This window comes from Bacillus sp. FSL K6-0972 (genome assembly GCF_037976035.1).
GTDB classification, from domain to species: domain Bacteria; phylum Bacillota; class Bacilli; order Bacillales; family Bacillaceae; genus Bacillus; species Bacillus haynesii.
The window spans coordinates 4,086,916-4,110,136 of the sequence record NZ_CP150260.1 but is presented as its reverse complement, the minus strand read 5'-3'; the positions used below and the strand labels follow the sequence as shown (position 1 = coordinate 4,110,136).

The 23,221-nt window shown below is 46.5% G+C and carries 23 protein-coding genes; 13 read left to right on the top strand and 10 right to left on the bottom strand.

Annotation, left to right across the window (positions count from 1 at the left end; genetic code table 11):
• The first annotated feature begins 19 nt into the window (after positions 1-19).
• The 5 genes from MKX80_RS20920 to licH all read left to right on the top strand — a co-directional run bounded on the left by MKX80_RS20920 (position 20) and on the right by licH (position 5,438).
• Positions 20-1,966, top strand: a complete 1,947-nt coding sequence (locus MKX80_RS20920) for a BglG family transcription antiterminator (RefSeq protein ID WP_234112403.1) — start codon at positions 20-22, stop codon at positions 1,964-1,966.
• A gap of 126 nt (positions 1,967-2,092) precedes the next feature.
• Positions 2,093-2,398 (top strand): PTS lichenan transporter subunit IIB, encoded by a 306-nt coding sequence (gene licB / locus MKX80_RS20915; RefSeq protein WP_003186297.1) that lies wholly within the window; start codon positions 2,093-2,095, stop codon positions 2,396-2,398.
• 14 nt (positions 2,399-2,412) lie between these two features.
• Positions 2,413-3,765, top strand: a complete 1,353-nt coding sequence (celB, locus tag MKX80_RS20910; protein WP_268310556.1) for a PTS cellobiose transporter subunit IIC — start codon at positions 2,413-2,415, stop codon at positions 3,763-3,765.
• Between the two features lie 15 nt (positions 3,766-3,780).
• Positions 3,781-4,110, top strand: a complete 330-nt coding sequence (locus MKX80_RS20905; protein WP_020453402.1) for a PTS lactose/cellobiose transporter subunit IIA — start codon at positions 3,781-3,783, stop codon at positions 4,108-4,110.
• A complete protein-coding gene (gene licH, locus MKX80_RS20900) occupies positions 4,110-5,438 on the top strand; it encodes a 6-phospho-beta-glucosidase LicH (protein WP_154996666.1) in 1,329 nt (442 codons plus the stop codon). Before MKX80_RS20905 ends, licH begins: the two co-directional genes overlap by 1 nt.
• 102 nt (positions 5,439-5,540) lie before the next feature.
• On the opposite strand, the gene MKX80_RS20895 is transcribed toward licH, so the two are convergent.
• The 8 genes from MKX80_RS20895 to MKX80_RS20860 form a co-directional block, all read right to left on the bottom strand.
• Complete coding sequence (locus MKX80_RS20895; RefSeq protein WP_182069850.1) at positions 5,541-6,803, bottom strand: MFS transporter; 1,263 nt, start codon at positions 6,801-6,803, stop codon at positions 5,541-5,543.
• 233 nt (positions 6,804-7,036) lie between these two features.
• The gene (locus tag MKX80_RS20890) at positions 7,037-8,128 is read right to left on the bottom strand and encodes a branched-chain amino acid aminotransferase (RefSeq protein WP_176276833.1); all 1,092 of its coding nucleotides are present in this window, start codon (positions 8,126-8,128) and stop codon (positions 7,037-7,039) included.
• 170 nt (positions 8,129-8,298) lie between these two features.
• Entirely contained in the window at positions 8,299-9,468 is a 1,170-nt protein-coding gene (dltD, locus tag MKX80_RS20885; RefSeq protein WP_154997547.1) for a D-alanyl-lipoteichoic acid biosynthesis protein DltD, read from the bottom strand.
• Positions 9,468-9,704: a D-alanine--poly(phosphoribitol) ligase subunit 2 gene (gene dltC / locus MKX80_RS20880; RefSeq protein WP_003186284.1), complete on the bottom strand. Its 237-nt coding sequence runs from the start codon at positions 9,702-9,704 to the stop codon at positions 9,468-9,470. The genes dltD and dltC overlap by 1 nt, the downstream gene beginning before the upstream one ends.
• A gap of 15 nt (positions 9,705-9,719) precedes the next feature.
• Complete coding sequence (gene dltB, locus MKX80_RS20875; RefSeq protein ID WP_154997550.1) at positions 9,720-10,877, bottom strand: D-alanyl-lipoteichoic acid biosynthesis protein DltB; 1,158 nt, start codon at positions 10,875-10,877, stop codon at positions 9,720-9,722.
• The gene (gene dltA, locus MKX80_RS20870) at positions 10,874-12,382 is read right to left on the bottom strand and encodes a D-alanine--poly(phosphoribitol) ligase subunit DltA (RefSeq protein WP_154997553.1); all 1,509 of its coding nucleotides are present in this window, start codon (positions 12,380-12,382) and stop codon (positions 10,874-10,876) included. Before dltA ends, dltB begins: the two co-directional genes overlap by 4 nt.
• A 14-nt stretch (positions 12,383-12,396) precedes the next feature.
• On the bottom strand, positions 12,397-12,546 hold the full coding sequence (locus MKX80_RS20865; protein WP_023856959.1) for a teichoic acid D-Ala incorporation-associated protein DltX: 150 nt from the start codon (positions 12,544-12,546) through the stop codon (positions 12,397-12,399).
• Between the two features lie 261 nt (positions 12,547-12,807).
• The gene (locus MKX80_RS20860) at positions 12,808-12,891 is read right to left on the bottom strand and encodes a YjcZ family sporulation protein (RefSeq protein WP_016885663.1); all 84 of its coding nucleotides are present in this window, start codon (positions 12,889-12,891) and stop codon (positions 12,808-12,810) included.
• Between the two features lie 212 nt (positions 12,892-13,103).
• Here MKX80_RS20860 and MKX80_RS20855 point away from each other — a divergent pair, with 212 nt between their 5' ends.
• Positions 13,104-13,742, top strand: a complete 639-nt coding sequence (locus MKX80_RS20855; RefSeq protein ID WP_031314764.1) for a GTP pyrophosphokinase family protein — start codon at positions 13,104-13,106, stop codon at positions 13,740-13,742.
• Here MKX80_RS20855 and MKX80_RS20850 read toward each other — a convergent pair.
• Entirely contained in the window at positions 13,657-13,911 is a 255-nt protein-coding gene (locus MKX80_RS20850) for a Ger(x)C family spore germination C-terminal domain-containing protein (protein WP_326171549.1), read from the bottom strand. The genes MKX80_RS20855 and MKX80_RS20850 overlap by 86 nt on opposite strands.
• Positions 13,912-14,239: 328 nt before the next feature.
• Between MKX80_RS20850 and MKX80_RS20845 the strand changes: the two genes are divergently transcribed.
• Positions 14,240-14,416: a hypothetical protein gene (locus MKX80_RS20845; RefSeq protein ID WP_182069851.1), complete on the top strand. Its 177-nt coding sequence runs from the start codon at positions 14,240-14,242 to the stop codon at positions 14,414-14,416.
• A gap of 4 nt (positions 14,417-14,420) precedes the next feature.
• Positions 14,421-15,782 (top strand): MFS transporter, encoded by a 1,362-nt coding sequence (locus MKX80_RS20840; protein ID WP_268315649.1) that lies wholly within the window; start codon positions 14,421-14,423, stop codon positions 15,780-15,782.
• 865 nt (positions 15,783-16,647) lie between these two features.
• Here MKX80_RS20840 and MKX80_RS20835 read toward each other — a convergent pair.
• Positions 16,648-17,997 (bottom strand): M28 family peptidase, encoded by a 1,350-nt coding sequence (locus MKX80_RS20835; protein ID WP_182069855.1) that lies wholly within the window; start codon positions 17,995-17,997, stop codon positions 16,648-16,650.
• A 230-nt stretch (positions 17,998-18,227) separates the two neighbouring features.
• Between MKX80_RS20835 and MKX80_RS20830 the strand changes: the two genes are divergently transcribed.
• The 5 genes from MKX80_RS20830 to MKX80_RS20810 all read left to right on the top strand — a co-directional run bounded on the left by MKX80_RS20830 (position 18,228) and on the right by MKX80_RS20810 (position 23,171).
• Positions 18,228-18,986 (top strand): IclR family transcriptional regulator, encoded by a 759-nt coding sequence (locus tag MKX80_RS20830; RefSeq protein ID WP_154997561.1) that lies wholly within the window; start codon positions 18,228-18,230, stop codon positions 18,984-18,986.
• Between the two features lie 18 nt (positions 18,987-19,004).
• A complete protein-coding gene (locus MKX80_RS20825; RefSeq protein WP_154997563.1) occupies positions 19,005-19,958 on the top strand; it encodes a sugar kinase in 954 nt (317 codons plus the stop codon).
• Positions 19,959-19,985: 27 nt separating this feature from the next.
• Entirely contained in the window at positions 19,986-20,612 is a 627-nt protein-coding gene (locus MKX80_RS20820; RefSeq protein ID WP_154997565.1) for a bifunctional 4-hydroxy-2-oxoglutarate aldolase/2-dehydro-3-deoxy-phosphogluconate aldolase, read from the top strand.
• A gap of 17 nt (positions 20,613-20,629) precedes the next feature.
• Positions 20,630-21,778 (top strand): galactonate dehydratase, encoded by a 1,149-nt coding sequence (gene dgoD, locus MKX80_RS20815; protein WP_154997567.1) that lies wholly within the window; start codon positions 20,630-20,632, stop codon positions 21,776-21,778.
• 61 nt (positions 21,779-21,839) lie between these two features.
• Entirely contained in the window at positions 21,840-23,171 is a 1,332-nt protein-coding gene (locus tag MKX80_RS20810; RefSeq protein WP_216929980.1) for an MFS transporter, read from the top strand.
• Positions 23,172-23,221 lie beyond the last annotated feature (50 nt).

Here is a 23,221-nt window from a genome sequence, read left to right as displayed (position 1 = left end):
AGTGGGAGGGTCTTTTTCTATGCTCAATGCTCGGCTTAAGCTTATCCTCGGCGAATTGATAGGAGCAGAATTACCGTTAACAAGCACATATTTGGCCAATGAGCTAAATGTGACCTCTCGGACGATCAGGTCAGATGTGAAAGAATTAGACCAGCTTCTCTCCAAAAACGGCGCTGCCGTCCAATCGATCAGAGGTGCAGGCTATCGGCTCTCCATCCAGAATGACCGCCTCTTTCGCCAGCTTCTGCAGCACACCTTTCATGAAGAGCTTTCTACTCCCGTTTTTCCGAATGAGCGTATTCTCTATTTATTAAAAAGGCTTCTCTTAACTGAGGAGTATGTCAAACTTGAAGATTTAGCCGATGAGATGTTTATCAGCAAATCGACGGTCCAAAACGATATGAGAGATGTGAAGAAAAGGCTTAAACCTTACAACATTGAACTGAAGATCAAACCGAATTATGGCTTTAAGCTGAAGGGAGATGAGATGAAGCTGCGATCCTGCATCGCAGAGCACCTTTTTCCAAAGCGGGAAACGGATATTGATATTATGAATACCCGGATATCCATTCTCCCAAAAGAAGAGCTTGCTATGATCCGTCAGACGATTTTAGAAAAAATAAGCGAAGAACAAATTTCTCTTTCAGATATCGGACTAAACAATCTTCTCATTCACGTCGCCATTGCATGCAAACGTATCCGCAGCGGCAAACATGTTTCTCTTTATTCCAAAGATGTAAAGGAGATTATGAATCATAAAGAATATGAAGTGGCGAGGGCGATTGTCCGCACTCTTGAACAAAAGCTGCAAGTGGCATTTCCGGAAAAAGAAACAGCATACATCGCCATTCATCTGCTTGGCGCGAAAAGGACGGTTATGGCCTCCATTCGCAGCGATACAATCGAAAACATGATGGATGAAGAGACAGACCGGCTGACGCAATTGATCATGAAAGCCATCGATCAAAAATTTACCCTCGGCATTGGAAATGACAAAGAATTAAAAATCGGTCTCGGCCTTCACCTGAAACCGGCTTTGAATCGCTGCAGATACGGCATGAATATCAGAAATCCGATGCTGGACGCAATTAAAGCCAATTATCCGCTCGCATTTGAAGCAGGGATTCAAGCCGGTGAAGTCATCAAAAAAGAGACGGGGTTTGACATTCAGGAAAGCGAAGTGGGCTATCTCGCCCTGCATATCGGCGCAGCCATGGAAAGACGAAACATGAACAGGCCCTCAAAACGCTGTATGATTGTCTGTGCGTCAGGAGCCGGAAGCGCCATGCTGCTTCAGGACAGACTGCGGGCAACATTCGGTTCAAAGCTTGAAATTCTTGGAACGGTTGATTACTACAAGCTGAATCAAATGTCGCTCCATGCACTCGACTTTGTCATCAGCACCATACCGCTGTCCGATGAGCTTCCCATTCCGGTGATTCAAGTGAACACAATACTGGGAGGGGGAGATTTAACGAAAATAGAACAAATGCTTGCCGAAGATGACGGAATCGCTTCGACATATACGAAAAAAGAGCTCGTCTTTTTGCAGGAAAGTCTGTCTTCAAGAGAGGATGTCCTCCGCTTTCTGTGCGGAAAAGTGACGCAATCGGGGCTTGCAGACACGGAGCTTGAAGCCTCCGTCTTTGAACGTGAAGCCGTTGCGCCCACTTGCTTCGGCAATCTGGTAGCGATTCCGCATCCGATGACACCAAAAACCGATTCGACTTTTTGGGCGGTTTGCACGCTGCAAAAACCGATAGTCTGGGAGAATAAGAGGGTTCAATTCGTTTGCCTTCTTTGCGTGGAAAAGGACAATACAGCAAATTTGCAAGAGATGTACAAATTTTTGGGCCGTGTTTTAGATGACAGGGCGATTGTCCGGGAGCTTCTGAAATGCAAAACGTACGGGGAGTTTATGTCCGTCTTCAAAAAAAGCGGGCCGGCTCATCGATATGCTAAATGAAGATGTCCCCTTGTCTTTTTTCCTCTTCGCTGAGGAAAATCATTAAGTGTATATGAAAACGGTTTCATTATATGATGGAACTGTAAAAGAGATCAGACACGATACGTAAAAGGGGGACATATGAACATGAATATCTTATTAGCTTGCGCTGCAGGAATGTCAACGAGTCTGCTTGTGACGAAAATGGAAAAAAGTGCAGAGGAACAAGGCAAAGACTATAAAATCTGGGCCGTTTCCGGAGGAGAGGTTCAGAATCATATCGATAAAGCCGACGTATTGCTTCTTGGCCCGCAAGTCCGTTACATGCTCCCGCAATTAAAAAAATTAGGAGAATCGAAAGGTGTACCCGTCGATGTCATCAATACGGTCCATTACGGAACTTGTAATGGAGCAGAAGTGTTAAAATCCGCCGAACAGCTTGCCGGCTCTTAAAGGAGGCGGCACAAGTGAATAAGTTTAATGCGTTTTTAGAGGAGAAGGTCATGCCGGTTGCCGGCAGAATTGCCGCTCAGCGCCATTTGCAGGCTCTCAGAGACGGTATTATTCTGACCATGCCATTAATCATTATCGGATCGCTGTTTCTCATTTTAGCCAATTTGCCGATTCCGGGATATCCGGAATTCATGGCGGGGATTTTCGGCGATCAATGGGCTGAGAAATTAAGCTACCCGGTTAATGTCAGCTTTGACATTATGGCGCTGATCGCCACGTTCGGTATCGCGTACCGCCTGGCGGAGAAATACGATATTGATGCTCTGTCATCGGGCGCCATTGCCGTAGCAGCTTTTCTGCTTGCGACCCCATACCAGATTCCGTTCACACCTGAAGGCGCAACAGAGGAAATTTTAGTGTCAGGCGGCATCCCGATTTCATTAATGGGAAGCAAAGGTCTGTTTGTCGGCATGCTGATCGCGATGTTCTCCACTGAGGTTTACCGCTGGGTCGTTCAAAAGGATATTGTCGTCAAAATGCCGGACGGCGTACCGCCGGCTGTCAGCAAATCATTTATCGCTCTGATTCCGGGATTCGCCGTTATCGGCTCGATCTGGGTGGCGCGCCTTTTAATTGAAATGACGCCGTTTGAAAGCCTTCATAATATTGTCAACGTACTTTTAGGCACACCTCTTTCCATCCTTGGAGGCAGTCTCGGCGGAAGCCTTATTGCCGAAACCGTGAAAATGCTGCTGTGGTCCTGCGGCCTCCATGGAGCAAACATTGTCGGCGGAGTGATGTCGCCGATCTGGTACGGTGCGATGGACGAAAACCGTCTCGCTTTCCAAGCCGGTGAAGCGCTCCCGAACATATTTACGACGCAGTTTTTTGAGATTTGGATTAACATCGGCGGCAGCGGTGCTACTTTGGCTTTGGTCATTACGATGTTTCTTAGGGCGCGAAGCAAGCAAATGAAACAGCTCGGCAGACTCGCCATCGGTCCCGCTGTCTTTAACATCAACGAACCGATTATTTTCGGCATGCCGATCGTCATGAATCCGATGCTGTTGATTCCGTTCATCGTGTCGCCGCTGCTAATGATAACGGCAACCTATATTGGAATGAGCACAGGTCTTGTCGCGAAGCCGGCTGGGATTGCCGTGCCGTGGACGATGCCGCCCGGTTTCTCCGGCTATTTGGCAACAGGAGGAAAAATTTCCGGAGCGGTCATGCAGCTGATTAACCTGTTGATCTCGTTTGTCATATACTATCCGTTCTTTAGAATGTGGGATAAACAAAAGCTGAAAGAAGAGAGCGAACTGGAGGCCGGAACGGCCGCAAGCGACGGTCAACAGGTCAGTGTATAGAAAAGGGGTGCCAAGATGTCCGAGGAATTGGAACGAACGATATTTCAAATTATCCTTCACGGAGGAAACGGCAGGAGCTTTTGCATGGAAGCGATAGCCGAAGCTAAAAAGGGAGATTTCGCAGCTGCAAAAGAAAAGATCCGGGCAGCTGACGAAGAACTGATCAAGGCGCATCACTTTCAGACAGCTTTGATCCAAAATGAAGCGAAGGGGGCGAAAACCGAACCTTCACTGCTCATGATTCATGCCCAAGATCATTTAATGAATGCGATGACCATGAAAGATTTGGCCGCGGAGATTGTCGAGCTCTATGAAAAAATGAATGTCCACGGAGGTGTCAATTGATGAAAAAAGGATTGAAAATCGTAACAATTGGCGGAGGTTCGAGTTATACGCCCGAGCTTGTCGAGGGATTAATCAAACGGCATGACGAGCTTCCGGTCAGCGAGCTCTGGCTCGTCGATATACCGGAAGGGGAGGAAAAACTCAATATCGTCGGCACGCTGGCGAAGCGAATGGTCGAAAAAGCAGGCGTCCCGATCGAAGTCCATCTGACGCTCGACCGCAGGGAGGCTTTAAAAGACGCTGATTTTGTCACGACGCAATTCCGCGTCGGCTTGCTCGAAGCGAGAGCAAAAGATGAACGAATTCCATTAAAATACGGGGTGATCGGTCAGGAAACAAATGGCCCGGGCGGTCTTTTCAAAGGGCTTCGCACCATTCCGGTCATCCTTGAGATTGCAAAAGACATCGAAGAACTGTGTCCTGACGCGTGGCTTGTCAACTTTACCAACCCGGCAGGCATGGTGACCGAAGCGCTGCTCCGCTATTCAAATTTGAAAAAAGTCGTCGGGCTCTGCAATGTGCCGATCGGCATGAAGATGGGGGTTGCAAAAGCACTCGATGTTGATGAAAGCCGCATAGACATTCAGTTTGCAGGATTAAATCATATGGTGTTCGGACTCGACGTTTTCCTTGACGGCGTCAGTGTCAAAGACAAAGTGATCGAAGCGATGGCAGATCCTGAAAATGCGATGACGATGAAAAATATCTCCGGAGAATCGTGGGAACCGGACTTTATCCGCGGCCTTGGCCTGATTCCGTGCGGCTACCACCGCTACTACTATAAAACACAGGAAATGCTTGAACATGAACTGGAGGCTTCAAAAACGGAAGGAACGCGTGCAGAGGTCGTTCAGCAAGTTGAAAAGGAATTGTTTGAGCTGTATAAAGATCCGGAGCTGGCGATCAAACCGCCCCAGCTTGAAAAGCGCGGCGGCGCATATTACAGTGATGCCGCCTGCAACTTGATCAGCTCGATTTACAATGACAAGCACGACATTCAACCTGTCAATACGATGAATAATGGAGCGATCGCGAGCATTCCGGATGACTCCGCAGTGGAAGTCAACTGTGTCATGACGAAAAACGGGCCGAAACCGATCGCGGTCGGAGATTTGCCTGTCACCGTGAGAGGTCTTGTCCAGCAAATCAAATCGTTCGAACGCGTTGCGGCTGAAGCGGCTGTTACAGGCGATTACAACACCGCACTTGTGGCCATGACAATCAACCCGCTCGTTCCGTCCGACAAAATTGCGAAACAAATACTGGACGAAATGCTTGAAGCGCATAAAGAGCATCTTCCGCAGTTTTTTAGATCTGTAGAAGCATAGGGAATAGATTTGAGGTTCCGGTGTGTCAGCCGGAACCTTTTCATTGTTATAGGCGCCGCCGTTCCCGCCTGGCTCGGCGAAACAGCGGCCGTCCCATTCATACTACATATTTGCGCTCGCTTCTTTTTCTTTTATCAGATCTGACCGCCGGGCTTTGGCAAGCTGAGTAAATATGAGAATGCCGATGCCCGCAATGATTTCGATGAAGCCGCCGATTGCGATCACGCCTCCTGCACCAAGCGTTTTTGCGGCATACCCGCAGGCAATAGCCCCTAAAGGAAGCGATAGATTTGTGATCATATGGATGACTGCAAACACTTGAGGCTGGTCATCCCCTTCGACAGATGTCTGGATAATCGTAAATTCGGGGACATTGATCGAGCTGATGGCTGCCCCGAATGCAAAGGCGGCGAGAAAGACGAGCGGCAGGAAAGTATTCAGTCCTGCGATAAAATAAGCTGCCCCTTCAAGAATGCCTGCCGTAATAAAAAGGAGTCCGTACCTGTTGATTTTTACTTTTGCAAGGATAAATCCAAGTAAAAATGCTCCTCCTGCCGTCGTTGCCTTCAGCAGCGAGTGGATGAACGGCGTTCCGTTTAAATCCTCTGCAACATATACAGCAGAAAGGGCTTCCCAGGGTGAAGCCGCCAGGTTCATGAAGATGCAATAAATCGCCAGCGGATATAATATTTTGTGGTTTTTCACCAATGTAAATCCTCTTTTTAATCTCGCAAAATATGTACCTCTTTGAGCAAGGGACTCAGATTGTGATTGATTCCGGGTGATGCTGTATTTGATGCAAAGCACGAATAGGCCCGATATGATATAAAAGATAAATGAAAAGACCAAAGTCGTTGCAGGACCGATAAAAGTCAGCAGCACTCCGCATAATGTAACGGCTCCCAGCCTGATGATTTCTGAAGAAGACTGGAGAATCGCATTGGCTTTTTGGATGAGATTTTCGTTCACGATCTGCGGAATCAGCGTAATCGATGCCGGGTTATATGTCGCCCCTGTTGCCGAATGGATGATCATGAGCCCTAATACAAACCACATCGGTGAAAAGCCGTTTAAGTAGCAAATCGGTATTGTAATGACGACGGCTGCTCTTGTTAAATCCGAAAAATACATCCAGAATTTCAGGGCGCTTCTTTTGACTAATGGCCCTGTAATCGGCGCCAAAAAGGCTTCGGGGAGGAAAGTGACGGCAAGAAGCAAGGAGGTGCCGATTGCACCTTTTCCGTCAAAGATTAAAAACCATAAAATAGAGTTGAAGGCAAAACAGTCAGCCGAGATTTTGATTAGCCTGGAGATGAAAAGGAACGTGTAATTCTTTTCCCAGACGCTCAATTTTGTTTGATCCATCGTTCAGCGTCCTTTCTTGATTTGCGTATTACATGAGAACGGATAATCTCTCCTTTCCGGTATGATTATTGATAATTTTAACATAAAATATATAAAATGGAATCGTTTTGTGCGGGAGGATTGACAAGGCGTAATGAAAAAGAGGGGGAGTGGTGTGGAAATAGAGCCCGCCGCCGGCACATTTCGCGATAAGGGTGCAAGCCCTCTTTTTTGCAAAAGAGAGCTTAAACCGCTTAGCAGGACTGGCTGACTTTATCAACTTCAACTGTCCAGCCGAATGTGTCAGGCAAAGCGCCTTTTTGAATACCGGTAATCGTTTGGTAGAGCCTTTTGGCGATTTCTCCTGTTTGCCCGTTGTTGATCACAAGGCTTTCGTCTTTCCAGATCAGCTCGCCGACCGGGGAAATGACAGCGGCGGTTCCGGTGCCGAATGCTTCTTCAAGCAGGCCGTCTTTGTGAGCCTGAACCAGTTCATCAACTGAAATTTTTCTTTCTGTTACGGAGAGCCCCCATTGTTTTAGCAGATGGATGACGGAGTTTCTCGTAATGCCTTCCAAAATGCTTCCGTTTAGAGCCGGAGTGACAATTTCACCGCTGATTTTGAAGAAGATGTTCATGCTGCCTACTTCTTCAATGTATTTCTTTTCAACTCCGTCGAGCCACAGCACTTGTGAGAAGCCTTTGCTTTCCGCCACTTCCTGAGCCTTCAGGCTCGCCGCGTAGTTTCCGGCCGTTTTCGCATTGCCTGTACCGCCTGCCACAGCACGGACAAATTCGCTTTCAACGGCAATTTTTACAGGGCGGATGCCTTCTTTGTAATAAGATCCGACCGGCGATAAAATGATCAGCATTTTATACATATTGGACGGAGCGACGCCGAGGTAAGGTTCCGTTGAAATAATGAACGGACGGATATAAAGGGACGTCCCCTCAGCTTGAGGAATCCATTCTTTGTCGATCTGTACCAGCTGCTTCAGCCCTTCCAGAACGGTGTCTGGATCAACCCGCGGAATGCAGAGGCGGTCGTTGGATTTATTGAGTCTCTCGAAGTTTTTTTCAGGCCTGAACAGAAGAACTCTGCCTTCGCTTGATAAATAAGCTTTTAACCCTTCAAAAACGGATTGTCCGTAGTGGTAAACCATTGCAGCCGGGTCCATTTCAATCGGCTGGTAAGGAACGATTCTCGGATCGTGCCAGCCGTTTTCAGCCGTATAGTCCATGATAAACATGTGGTCGGTAAAGGTCCGGCCGAATTCGAGCTTGTCAGCCTCTGGCTTTTGCTTTTTTGCTGTACTGAGCTGTACGCTGATCGTTTGTTTTGTCATATTCATTCTCCCTGCCGTTTCTAGTCTTTTTCCAAAAAATATTTATCTTCTATTTTAAACCTTCTCTTGATAATCGCAATAGATTTCAGAGAAATTTGTAAAATAGAATTTTTGGAAACTTTTAAAATTTAAATCGGACAAAAAAAGAATCCCCCATGGGGGATCCTTTTTTATGAAGACTTTTTATAAAACGCTTCGATCTCCTGATCGACGTAAACCCAGCCTTTCCAGCCAAGGTGGAGCGTATCTTTCAAGAAGTATGGATCATATTCATGATTCGTTAAATCAGCAACTTGAAAGCCTTCTTGTTCGATTTCTTTTTTGATCTTTTTATAGAAATCTGTCCGGCCTTTTTTAGGGAAGCCGGTATAGTCGTAAAATTTGCCGTGGACCGGAACCGAGATGAACAGCGGTTCTGCGCCGGATTCTTTCAGAACATCCATCATGAGATGGAAATCATGGAACTCAACGGACTCGGCATAGTTCATCTTTTTATTATGGCCTTTAAGCTTTTTCAGCTTCGGCTTCAACTTCTTATAAACGCCGTTTGAGATTTTAAACTCATTGTTGCGGGATTCTTTGGCGCCGACCTTTTCGGCCATCTGCTTTAATTCATCCCACGATTTGTTTTTTACATCTTGGGAAATGGTACGCTTCGGTCCGTTTCCTTCAACCATGGAATAGTAGATATCCTTTTTCTCCAGAATGCTTCGGTAAGCTTTTGCCGGCGGCGTCAGAAGAGATAGCGCCACTTTGTCCTGATCGAGCTCGGCTTTAAAAAGGGCTGAAAGCAGAGCGTCATTTTTAACTGCATGAAATTTAAGCATGCGTTTGATGATTTTTTTCTTCAGCTCGGAATCGACATTTTGATTGAACACAAGATCGTATGCCTGCAAAGCTGAGAAGTTCGGCGCAAAGTGGGCTTCGTCCGAGCCGTGTTTTTGAAACCACTGCGGAGAAATAATGAAAATGATTTTCTTGCCCTTTAATTGATCAGACTGCGCCGCAAAGTTGATCGCGTGAATCAAGGACTGTGAACCGCCTTTCCCGACCAGGTAAGGCGTGAACCCTTGATTGTTTACTTTAAAATAGTTAGACGGATGAAATGCATCTAACCGGGACAATTCCGATGATCCGTAAATCGGAAGATATTTCGGATCTTCAAGCGCTTTGCCTTGAAGATACATACCCTGGAACATCATCGGGTTTATTTCTGTTGCTGAAGTTTCGACGCGATCTTTAGGAACCAGCTTTGCCAGCCATGCATTTGGGATCAAGATCGCGGTGAAAAAAAGTAAAAACGCCAAGATGATTGGCCCGAATAAAAAGCGCTTTTTCATTATCTCAACTCATTCAGCTGCTTTATGATTTGATTTGGCGTGTTCCATGCATCCCGGTCAAACTCTGTAATCGGCACTGTGATGTTAAAGTGGCTTTCGAATGCGAGCAGCAATTCCACCGTGCCGAAGGAATCGAGGATTCCCTCTTCGAATATATCAATATCCGGATTTTCCTTTACGATATCGTCCTGACATACCTCTGCTAAAACTGAAAGTACTTCTTGATTAAAATCCATTATGAAAATCTCCTTTTAGTGTATTAGTTTCCCTGAGAAAATTAAAAATCCAAAACATACGAAGTGGAAGGTCACCACGACTGAGACGGCTGTCGTCCACTTATTGTTCGGCCACCACTTATATTTCTTATTCCATTTTTCAAAGAAGTTAAAGCCGACCATAAGCAGCGCGTGATACAGCCCGTAAACGATGTACTGTGGGGCAAGGCCGTGCCAGACGCCCATCAGTAGGAACAGCAGCACATATCCGATATTGGAAACAGCCATCCGGTTTTTGATCCATTTTTTCTTCGTCATCCAAAGGACAAAACGCATGAAGACGTAGTCTCTGAACCAGAAGGAAAGCGACATATGCCAGCGGTTCCAGAAATCTTTAATATTGCGGCTGATGAACGGCTTATTAAAGTTTTCAGGCGATTTGATTCCCATGATATAGCTGACGCCGACCGCAAAAGCGGTGTAGCCGGCAAAATCAAAAAACAGATAAAGGCTGTACGCATACATGTATGCCAATCCATGCGAGAAGCTGCCGGAAGTCAAAAACGGCAGTTTCATAATGACATACGTATTAATGCAATAGCCGATAATGAATTTATATAAAAAGCCGAGAAAGATTTTATTGATTCCTTTGTAAAGCAGTTCTTCGTATTGCTCCTTCGTCCATACCGTCTGATCGTCTTTTTCAAAACGGCGGTACCTGTCGATCGGACCTGACGAGATGGTTGGAAAAAAGAGAATAAAGTAAAGCAGTCTGCTGATTGGGAGCTGCTTTTTAATGAGACCGTCGCGGGTTTCAATGATCAGCTGAACCCCTTTAAAAGTTAAATACGAGATTCCGAGAAATGTTGCCCAGTTGTCAACGGCGAAAAACGGCAGCAGCTTTGACAGTGCCAGAGGCAGGATAGAAGCTGCTGCAGCCAGACAAAATACGATGCCGCTGTTCGCTTTGAGACGGTAAGCGATATAGCCTTTGATCAAAACCATCTGCCAAAGCGTAAACAGGCACAGCATGATCAGCCCGTGCAGGCTGTTCGAAAAAATAAGCGCCAGAACCAGGACGGAAACCGCCATATTATATAAGCGGAAGCTTTTTCCGTTCAGTCCGAGAATAATGGTCGGCGCCAGTAAAATTCCTAATATAATGAAGAAAAGAAATGAACCATAGGGCGTCATACGGTTACCTCTTCTTTTAATCTCTTGCGGTCGATTTTACCGTTTGCTGTCATCGGAATCTCTTTTTGATACATGAATTTTCTCGGAATCATATAGGCCGGCAGCTTGCTGCCCAAATCTTTCTTAATCGCACTGGTTAACTGGTATTCCTTTTCGAAATCGTGTTCGGCAGGCACGATCATAGCGATCAGATACTCGATTTTCTCCTCGCGGTAGAATGGAATAACGACCGCCGACTGCACATATCGGGACTGATTGATTTGATATTCGATCTCTTCAAGCTCAATCCGGTAGCCATGCAGTTTAATTTGGAAATCGAGTCTTCCGAGGAAGAACAGCTGTCCGTTTTCTTTGTAGCCTGCGTCACCGGTGCGATAAGCAGGGGCGCCATTGTAAGAGAAAAACGCTTTTTCCGTCAGCGCTTTTTCGCCTAAATAGCCTTTGCTGACGCTGGCTCCGGTAATAATGATCTCGCCTTTTTCCCCGTCTTGGACGGCTTTTCCGTCTTCATTGATGATCACGATCTCGGTTTCAGGCTTTTCAGAACCGACAGGAAGAGAAGAATACTTGTTTAATACGTCGTCTGTTACTTCAATGGAAGTGACGGCAACGGTCGCTTCGGTCGGGCCGTATGTGTTAAAAACACGAGCCTTTGGAAATCTTTCTTTAAGCTGTCTGGCGACTGACGCCGGAAGCGTTTCTCCGCAGAACATAAACAAGCTCAGCTCAGGAAGCAGCTCTTCAGAATAAGACGGATCCATCAAGCACATTTGTGCGAATGAAGGCGTTGATGTCCAAACGTTGACGTTTGACTGTTTCAGCGCTTCAAACAACAGTTTCGGCCGGTTAATCATGTCTTTCGTAACCGTCCACAATGTGCCTCCGGACTGCAGGCACGGATAAAGGTCCATCACCGATAAATCAAAGGAAAACGGGGCTTGATTTAAGAACACTTGGCCGCTTTCCACCGGAAAGTCATTCGTGATCCAATCTGTGAAGCTCTGAAGGTTGTCGGCTGAGATTTGCACGCCTTTTGGATTTCCCGTGCTTCCGGATGTGTAGATAATGTAAAAGGTATCTTCACCATCAACCCAGCGTCCGGGATCTGTCTCCGGCACCCCGTCTCCTTCAAGAACGCCCGGTTCCACTACAGAAATGAGGGCATCTCCTGTGTCAACTGAAGTGCCTGAATTATTGAGCAAAAGCTCGGCTTTTGAACTGTTGATGATTTTCAGAATCCGGTCTGCCGGAATCGATACGTCAACTGGAATGTACGGATGGCCGGCTTTCACGCAAGCCAGGAAAGAAACCGCCATGACCGGTTTCATATGTCCGTAGACAATGATCGGAGAAGCATCTGTTAAAGCTTCGCTTTGAATCCTTGCGGCAAGGCGCTCAGATTGTGACCAAAGCTCTCCGTATGTCAGCTTTTCTTCTTCATTCACAAAAGCAAGGGTATCGGGTTGTGTTTGCGCGTATTCTTTAATTGTTTCTATCAGTTTCATTGTTTTTTTCTCCATTAAAAGTCATTATAAATATATGAACCTGTATTTGCTGTATGGAATCCGTAAATTAAAAACAGCAGCACCAGAATGAGAAAGTAATAGGAAGTGTTGAGCAGCCACTTCATTGTTGTTTTTTCATACAACATTTTTAGCTTATTTAACATTGATCTTTTCCTTTCCGTTATTGAATTGCCTTAACAACAGTATAAGACGAAAATGTTGTATAAAAGTTTCATTTGTGCGAGAGTTTTTATTTCCGAGCGCCGTAAGCCGTCAGCTCCAGAGCCTATCCTATTATAAACATTTTTTGTTATTGTGGAAATAAATTCTTTTTAAATAACAAAAAAACAGGCTCATATGAAAAGCGGAGCGCCTTTCGATATGAACCTGCAGTTTGTCGGAAGAAGGCTTCGTGCGTGAAGGAATTAATACTTTACAAAAGCGGAGCCTACAATGATCAGCAAAATAAATAATACAACGATCAAAGCGAAGCTATTAGAGTATGACATATCCTCACCTCCGAAAAGTGGTATTACAGAATATGAAGGTTTTATGACTTTTGAAAGGGGAATTAATTTAAAAAAGTGGAAAATGGTAAACGAGGCCACTTTTTGATCTCCGCTTTAAATCGAAACTTTACCGTGGACGTGCCCGTCTACTAACTGAAAAAACGAAATGATGTTATAAGGAGAAAAATAAAATGGATATGGCGATAGATAAGATGATAGGACTGCCTGAAGCCCAAATAGAAGATTTGAGAAACCTGATGGAGGACTGGAAGAACGAACTCCTCGTATATAAATTTGCCTTGGATCAAATGGATACGAAGTTTTCGATTATCAGCCAGGAATATAATTTAATTCACGGTCATAACCCGATTGAGCATACGAAATCAAGGGTAAAAAGCTTTGAAAGCCTGATTAACAAGCTTGTGCGGAAGGGCTGCGATATTACGACAAAGGCCGCTAAGGAGCACATCAATGATATCGCCGGTCTCAGAATCGTCTGCTCGTTTTTATCCGACATTTACAATATGGTTGAAGTGCTGAAGGAACACGAAGACATCAAGATTTTAAAAATGAAAGACTACATTAAGAATCCGAAGCCGAACGGATACAGGAGTCTCCACCTGATTGTAGAAGTACCTGTTTACTTGACCAACCGCGTCGAGCACGCCAAGGTGGAGATTCAAATCAGGACAATCGCAATGGATTTCTGGGCGAGCCTCGAGCATAAAATCTACTACAAATTGAACAATGAAGTGCCGAACCAGCTCACTGATGAGCTGAAAGAAGCGGCTGACATCGCGAACTACCTGGATGAAAAGATGCTTCATATTCGAACAAAAGCGGATCAATAAAAAGCAGCCGGGCTAAAAAAATGCCCGGCTGCCTTTTTTTTCTGCCGCTTGACCCGAAGTTGTCAACGTTGATATCAACATCATATGTAATATCAGCTTCAGCGAAAAGCTCATCCCATTTCCCTTTCACTTTTTCCCATTCCCGCGGGTACTGAATTCTGTACTTCAATTTGCCCGGTGATCAGCAGATACCTTCGGGTTCTTCTTTTGTCAGCGTCCCGATGATTTTTTTACGCCGGGCCATTTCGTTATCCGTTGGACTTCCTTCAAAAACGCCCAGGCTTTCATAAAAAAATAAGGGACAATAACAATGAAAGCACAAGTTATGACTTCAAAGAAAGCAATGCATTAATTGATATCTGCCCATTAAAATGCAAAACATGTAAATTTTTCATGAAGAGAAAAGAGGAAGCGTGCTCCTCTGTATCAAAGATTATGACTGTCATGAATCGAAAAAAGAAAACAAGAAAATGATAAGGGCACGAGGAGGTCTAAATATGAAATCGGATATTGAAAAACTTGCGGAATGCGGTTTGCAAAACGGAGCAGCGATGATGAACCGGGAGTCGCAACGGCTTGATGCTGCTTTATACGGGGCCGTCGTCAATGCTTTTGGCCGTGATGCGGGTGCGGGCGGTAAAGCGGACGGAGCTGGCGAAAGGCTGCTTTCTTGAGTAAATGGCCCGACTGAAAAAGAACCGCGCCCTGTTTTTAACAGCCGTTGCATCAGGGACGATGCTGAATCCGCTCAACTCTTCAATGATTTCTTTGGCGTTGCACAGCATCCAGCATGAGTTTCACCTTTCATTTGCAACCGTATCGTGGCTGATTTCATCTTTTTATTTAGCCAGTGCGGTCGCACAGCCTGTCACAGGAAAAATCGGCGATTTAATCGGCCGGAAAAAGATGTTTTTGTCAGGGCTTGTTCTCGTTGCCGTATCGGCAATCGGCGCTCCTCTCGCACCAGCTTTTTCCGTCTTGTTGATCATGCGTTTGTTTCAATCGATTGGGAGCGGCGCCATTTACCCTTCGGGAGTAGGCCTGATCAGAAGCCACATTCATGAGAAGCAGGCGTCTGCACTCAGTGTGCTGTCCATTTTTTCTTCGGCTATGACCGCCTTTGGACCGACCGTGGGGGGATTTTTAATCGTTTTCGGGGGATGGCCCGCCATTTTCCTCGTGAACTTTCCATTTATTTTGTTCAGCTTTTTGCTGGGGATGTACATGTTTCCGAAAGATGAGAAAAAAGCCGGCTTAAATGTCCGCGCCGTGATCAAGCGGCTTGATCTGACCGGGATTCTTCTGTTTGCGGGCGGAATCGTTCTCCTGCTGGCATTTCTGCTCTCATTGAGCACGGGCGAGCCACGTTTTGCCGAGGGGATGTTCGGACTCGTCTTGCTTTTGATATTTGTGTGGTGGGAGCTGAGAGTGAACAGCCCGTTTATTGATATCAGACTGTTGATCGCACGCAGGACGCTAACTTCGGTCTATGCTCAATTTATTATGCTGAACATCTTTAACTACTGTTTGTTTTTTGGACTTCCGAGTTATTTTCAGGATGAAATGCACCTTTCCGTTCAAACAAGCGGTCTTTTGATGCTGTTCATGTCCGGTACGAGCGTATTGATTTCGCCTTTTGTCGGGACATGGATTGACCGTTCAGGTGAAACGCAGCCCGTTTTAATTGGTTCTTGCTTAATGGCAGCCGGCGCTATCCTGCTAACATTGTTTTTTGTCGATGCACCGATGTTGTGGAAAGGCATCATCCTATCTTTGCTGGGGATCAGCTACGGACTCGGCAATGTCGCCCTGCAGGCTGCCATGTTTACGGCAAGTCCGCCGGACATCGTCGGAACCACTTCGGGGCTTTTCCAAACATGCCGCTATCTTGGCTCGATCTTTTCGTCCGTCATTCTGGGTCTGTTGTTTGGAGAAGAAATAACCGCGGGTCATTTTCGGGATCTGGGAGTGGTCATGATCGTGGTTGCCATCGGAAGCGTTTTGATGAGCTTCAGATTTATCAAGCTGATGAAGGATTGAAAAATGGAGCACGGGATGCGGCTCCATTTTTTTGCTTCCCTCAGTTTCGAATGCTTGATTTGGAGATTGCACTTTGGCGATGGCAAAAGCGGAGAGAAAAAACAAAAACTGGTATTAATTGCTTATTGAATGTTCTTAACGCTTCTTCTTTTTGGTCACAGCTGTGATGATCATAATGACTATAAAGATAGTGAATAGCTGAATAAGGAAGGGAAACACAATTTCTCATCTCCTAATAAATTTTCGAAAATATAAAAAATGTTGACTGCTGCAATAATAAGAGCGCCAAGGTCTACGCACTCAATGCTGGCAAGATAAGAAAAATCAATATCCTCCCATCAAAATAAAATAATTATAAAACATGGCTTACATAATAAATGAATAAAATCCATTTTAAGTCCAGTTTTCTATTAGCCAAGCTAAAAAAACAGATAGAGACTTAAAGTCAATAAGAAAAAGGTAATCGCGTGTAGTTACCTAAACGCGAATCCCATGATTCAACTTCCTAATCATCTTCGCTTCTACTGTAGTTTCAAAAAGGCTGCTTCCCCTGCGTTCTCATCTTGAAATAAAATAAACTTCACGTCAAGGAAGCTTTACAAAGTGAGGCCCTTAGGCTCAAACTTGCAACCGCCGATGATAGGAAAAGGCTATGCTTACATACATCAATAGGCCGGGACATGTGAATTTGTCAGCAGCACAAACTGGACATATTCGGAGAATCATCGGTTTTTCTTGAATCGCTTACTTTTATGTGTGGGAAAGCTGATGACACTGCAGCGGTGGGGAGGATAGGTGCTTCGGGTCTATGAAAAGAAGCGGTATAAAAAAGGAGCAGATCAATTCAATCTGCTCCTTTTTAATATTACTGGGCAACTGAGGTGTAAGACGGTTTTCTGTTTTCTTTCTTGGTCAAGTTATACACGGCTGTTCCCGCGATTTGACCGGCTGTTTTCAGCCTGTCTTTGCTGATGTGTTCAATCGTGTCGTAAGGGGTGTGGTACCAAGGCTCCAATGCACCTGTTCCCGGCTCTCTCCAAATAAAGTTGGCCGAGTCGATGCCGGCTTCATGGAATGGGACATGGTCGGATGATCCGCCTTGATGTAAAAATAATACGTCTTTCCCAAGGCTTAAAGAAGCGGATTTACTTAGCTGCCAGACAAGGTTTGCCGAACCGTCGGGCGTATTGATGTACAGCTGTGAAGCATTTTCCCAGCTTGTCGCCACCATATCTAAGTTAAAGTTGGCAACACTCCGTTTGACTTCCTGCTCTGACAACTTGCTGACATAATGGCGCGATCCGAGGAGACCGATTTCTTCGGCGCCGAATGTAATAAAGCGAATTTCTTTGTCGGCTGGAACCGTCTTCATGATCCGGGCCAGTTCAAGGACGACTGAAGTGCCTGAGGCATTGTCATTGGCTCCTGGAGCATAAGGGACGCTGTCATAATGCGAAGTCACATATACGATGTCCGGATTTTTGACACCTTTTGCTTTGCGGACGCCGATTACGTTTTGCGAGGTTTGATTTTTATGAGCTTTCAGCTTCAAGATCGCTTCTTGTTCAGAAAGCAGCTTTTCCCCGTCTTCCTTTTTGACGCCGACAACCGGAATATCGACTTTATTCCCGCTGAGATTCGGAGTCAGAGGGACGAGGCTGTCGACATTATTATAAATGATCACTCCGCTTGCGCCTGCGTCAGCAGCATTTTTCGCTTTTTCATAGAATGTCAGCTCACCTCTTAAAATGACGGCGATTTTGCCTCTCGCTTCTTCGGTGAAGTCGCCGGGCAGGCCGAGGCCGGCATCATAGAGAGGAGCGGCCAAGCCTTCTGCTGCAGTCGGAGCGGAACCGGCGGCAGGCCGCGTAGGCACGTTATTTCCCTGAACGGTAAGCGTTCCTTCCAGCCGGTCAGGTATGCTGAAGGTTTGTGTGGTCACTTTCAGATTTGACTTTTTCATTTGTGAGGCGATAAAAGCGGCGCTCTTTTTTTCTTCCAGAGTGCCTGTCACACGCGGTCCGATTGTTTCGCTTAAATGGTAAATCGTTTGATAGGCGCGGTTCTCGTTGAATTTTTTGCTGAATTTTTCGATATCTTTTGCGATAACTGTTTCCTGAGGCGCTGCTTGAACTGCATTCCCCGTTCCATCAGCGAACACGCCGCCTGCAATGATGGATAGCGCCAATCCGAACATCATCATTTTTCTCTTCATACATAAACCTCCTTGATGGTCTTGTTTTCCTGAGAAGAGATATTCGCAGCTGAACGGGTGAATCCTGCATGCATCAAATAAATGATTCGATAGACCGGTAATTTTAAGTTTAATAAAAAGAGTTTTTTTGTTTAATAGGATGGTTGACGTGAGCCTTCTTTCTGTTTAGAATACGTCCGAATTATCAGGATCCTGATTTTGAATCACATATGTGAATGTTGGAGGTTGTCATGTCAGTAAAATCCGCGGTACGTGTTGTACGTATATTTGAATTGCTGTCAAATCATCCGGATGGATTAACCGTAAAGGAAATCAGCAAAGAATTGTCGCTGCCCCAGAGCAGTACATTCAATTTGGCCGCTACACTTTTGGATGAAGGCTACCTTCAGCAGGATGCTATCAAGCGTTACAGGCTGGGGGCAAAACTGATTCAAGTTGGAACCGCTGCCATGGAGTCGATCGACATTTCATCGCAGGGTGTTCCATTTTTAAAACAGCTGATGGACGGCGTTCAGGAAACGGTGTTTATGGCCGTTCTATCCGATGATCAGCTCGTCTATATCGCAAAAATCGATAACAACAGGTCAATCAGAACAACCGCACAGCCCGGTTCGCGCAAACCGCTTTATTGCACCGGGCTTGGCAAGGCATTTTTGGCATTCATGCCGGAGGACAAAAGGAAAGGGCTGCTCGACCGCATGGAATTTATCCGCTTTACCGGGCATACCATCACCGCCAGAAAAGAGCTGGAAAAGCAGCTGCAGACATTTTTGGAACAGGGATATGCCGTTGACAATGAAGAAAATGAAGAAGGTTTGTTTTGTCTGGCGGCGCCTGTCTATGGTCCGGATGGCGTGATGAAGGCGGCGATCAGCACCGCCGGGCCAAAGGAGCGCATGCTCGCAAGAAAGGCCGTTATCGTTGAGCAGCTTCTTCACACAGCCGGAAAAATTACAGAAAGCATTGGCGGATTTAAAAAGCCGCTTTAGCAAAGGGGGAGAGTTCTGATGGATGTTATTAGCATAGGAGAGACAATGGCGCTGTTCACCCCGAATGAAGACGGCCCTCTCAGATACGCAAGAAACTATCAGGTGAGAATAGCGGGCGCAGAAACAAACACGCTGATCGGGCTTTCGAAGCTCGGAAAAAAAGCCGGCTGGATTACACGGCTTGGAAAAGACGAGTTCGGGGCGATGATTCTTTCTTCTGTCAGAGGAGAGGGAGTCGATGTCAGCCAGGTGAAGCTCGATGAAGCGGCGCCGACCGGTTTGTTTTTTAAAGAAAGGAAAAGCGCGGCCAAAGTCAATGTCTTCTATTACAGGAAGCTTTCAGCGGCGAGTTTTTTGAAGAAAAGCGATATTGATGAGCAGTACATTGAGAAAGCGGGGCTTTTATACATTACGGGAATTACCCCGGCTTTAAGTGAAAGCGCTTCAGATTCAGTGTTTTATGCAGTGGAGCTCGCCAAAAAGCACAATAAATGCGTTGTATTTGATCCGAATTTTCGAAAAAAGCTCTGGGACGGAGAGCGGGCGCGGCAGACCATGTTTGATCTGATCAAACAGTCTGATATCGTGCTTCCTGGCCTGAGTGAAGGGCGTTTTTTGTTTGGCACTGCTGATGAGAAAAAAATAGCGGAAGCCATCCGCGGGCTGGGGGCTGAAACTGCCATCGTCAAGCTTGGTGCAAAAGGCGCTTATTATTCCGGCGGGAATGAAAGCGGCTATACGGATGGCTATCAGATTCAGACTGCAGCGGACCCCGTGGGTGCCGGAGACGGCTTTGCAGCCGGCGTATTATCGGGTTTGATTGATCATATTCCGCTTTCAGAAGCTGTCAAACGAGGCTGTGCCGTCGGCGCTATGGTAGCTGCAGTAAACGGTGATATTGAAGGGCTGCCTGACCGCGAATCACTGTTTGCGTTTATGGAACAATCTGATGAAGAAGATGTCAGCCGATAAAAAAACCGTAAAGAAAGGGTGGCAGAAATGCATGTATTGTCACAAATCGAAGAACAAAAAGTGATTGCGATCATCCGCGGATACAATCCAGAGGAGGCAGTGAGCATTGCCGGCGCCTTAAAAGCGGGTGGCATCAGGCTCGTGGAAATTACGCTCAATTCCCCTCAAGCGATCAAAGCGATTGAAGCGGTTTCAGAAAAATTTGGAGACAAAATGCTTGTCGGGGCGGGAACCGTTCTTGACCCCGAATCTGCGAGAGCAGCGCTTTTAGCCGGAGCGCGGTTTATCCTGTCCCCGACCGTCAATGAAGAGACGATCAAGCTGACAAAGCGATATGGAGCGGTCAGCATTCCGGGCGCCTTTACCCCGACTGAAATATTGACGGCGTATGAAAGCGGGGGAGACATCATCAAGGTATTTCCCGGGACGATGGGGCCTGGCTATATCAAGGATATCCACGGACCGCTTTCGCATATTCCGCTGCTGCCGACCGGAGGAGTCGGTTTGGAAAACATTCACGAGTTTTTACAGGCCGGTGCGGTCGGAGCGGGAATCGGCGGTTCACTTGTCAGGGCTAATAAAGAGGTTAATGACGCGTTTTTAGAAGAGCTGTCCAAAAAAGCAAAGCAATTTGTTGAAGCAGCAAAACAGTAAAAAAGGGGAGATCAAAGATGAAAATAACGGGATACGAGTGTTTCCAAATTCCGCCGCGCTGGCTTTTCTTAAAAATAGAAACGGATGAAGGCATTACAGGATGGGGAGAGCCGGTAATCGAGGGAAAGGCCGCGACAGTTAAGGCGGCTGTGGGCGAGTTAATGGAATATTTAATCGGCAAAGACCCGATGAACATCGAAGACCACTGGAATGTCATGTACAGAGGCGGGTTTTATCGGGGCGGACCCATTTTGATGAGCGCGATTGCAGGCATCGATCAAGCGCTTTGGGACATTAAGGGCAAGTTTTACAATGCTCCCGTGCATCAGCTGCTCGGAGGGAAGAACAGGGAATCGATCAAGGTCTATTCATGGATTGGCGGAGACAGGCCTCTAGACGTCGGCCTCGCTGCCAAACAGGTGGTTGACAAAGGCTTTACAGCCGTCAAAATGAACGGCACGGAAGAGCTGCAATACATCGATTCACATGAAAAAATCGATCAGGTGATTGAAAGAATATCAGCTGTCAGAGAAGCTGTCGGCCCGTACATTGGAATCGGCATTGACTTTCACGGCAGGGTGCACAAGCCGATGGCGAAGATTTTGGCAAAGGAGCTTGAGCCGTTTCGTCCGATGTTTATAGAAGAGCCTGTTCTGCCGGAAAACAACGAGGCGCTCCGCGATATCGCCAGCCTCGTCTCAATTCCGATTGCGACCGGAGAACGGATGTTTTCAAAGTGGCAGTTTAAAAACCTGCTGACTGACGGCTATGTCGATATCATTCAGCCTGACTTGTCACACGCCGGCGGAATTACCGAGTGCAAAAAGATCCTGTCGATGGCGGAAGCATTTGATGTCGCCGCCGCCCCTCACTGTCCGCTGGGCCCGATCGCTCTGGCGGCATGCCTTCAGGTTGATGCAACGTGCCACAATGCATTTATTCAGGAACAAAGCTTAGGAATCCATTACAACAAAGGGACGGATTTGCTTGATTATATAGTGGATCAAAAGGTGTTTTTCTATGAAGACGGCTATGTCCGGATTCCGGATGGACCTGGCCTTGGGATTGACATCAATGAAGATCACGTCCGGAAAATGGCTGATATCGGGCACAACTGGCGCAATCCGGTATGGCGGCACAAGGACGGAAGCATAGCTGAATGGTAAAAATGATACCGTTTTCAAAAGGTGTCCGTCATTACAATCAAATAAAAGGAGAGGGCCTGTCATGAAACAAACAACTTTAAAAGAGAAGCCGACAAAGGTTAGAGTGCGGGTACTGCTGTTTATTTTTGTATGTGTCGTGATCAATTATATGGATCGAAGCAATATCTCTGTTGCAGCTTCTGCAATCGGGGACGATTTAAACTTGTCTGCCGTTCAATTGGGCTTGATTTTTTCAGCTTTCGGCTGGGCTTACTGCGCACTGCAAATACCGGGAGGCGGGCTTGTCGACCGGTTTGGCCCGAGGCTTGTCTACGGTTTTACATTGGTTACATGGTCGCTCGCAACATTGCTTCAGGGGTTTGTCCGCGGCTTCGGTTCGCTATTCGGCTTGCGTCTTGCGACCGGAGCGTTTGAAGCGCCGGCTTTTCCGACCAATAACCGGGTGGTGACTTCATGGTTCCCTGAACAGGAAAGAGCTTCAGCCATTGCATTTTATACGTCGGGGCAATTTGCCGGCCTTGCGTTTTTGACGCCGGCGCTCAGCGCCATCCAGCATGTCGTCGGCTGGCGCGGCCTGTTCATCGTAACGGGGGTAATCGGCATCATCTGGGGCCTTATCTGGTATATCTTTTATCGTGATCCTGACCGTCATCCAAAAGTAAACAAGGCTGAACTTGACCACATTGAAAAAGGCGGGGGTATCGTCCGCCGCGCCCGGACTTCCGAGAATGAGAAATCGGCATTTAATTGGAAGCATTTCAAACAAGTGACCGCTCATCGGAAGCTGTGGGGCATATATATCGGACAGTTCGCCGTTAATTCGACTTTATGGTTTTTTCTGACGTGGTTTCCGACATACCTTGTAAAATATAGAGGCCTTGATTTTCTTCAATCCGGTTTTCTCGCCTCGCTTCCGTTTCTTGCGGCATTTATCGGTGTTCTGTTGTCCGGCTTCCTGTCCGACTTTTTGATCAAAAGAGGTGTATCGGCCGGGGTTGCACGCAAAACACCGATTATTACCGGATTGTTCCTGTCTATTTCAATTATCGGAGCCAATTATGTCGATCAAACATCTCTGATCATTTTGTTTATGACGCTCGCCTTTTTTGGAAACGGTCTGGCCTCCATTACATGGGTGCTTGTATCGTCTTTAGCGCCTAAGCATTTGATCGGGCTGACCGGCGGAGTATTTAATTTTGTCGGCAGCCTCGCCTCCGTTATCGTTCCGATTGTCATCGGCTTTCTCGCTAACGGGGGAAGCTTTGCGCCCGCCCTCGTCTTTATCGGCACCCTCGCCCTTCTGGGAGCCCTGTCCTACATCTTTCTTGTCGGGAAGGTTGAACGGATTCAGGTCAATGATGATGAAAAGAAAAACGATTTTATATCCATGTGAGTTTCTCGGCGGCCGGATTCCCGGCGGCCTTTTTATGTTTGAAAGGAATA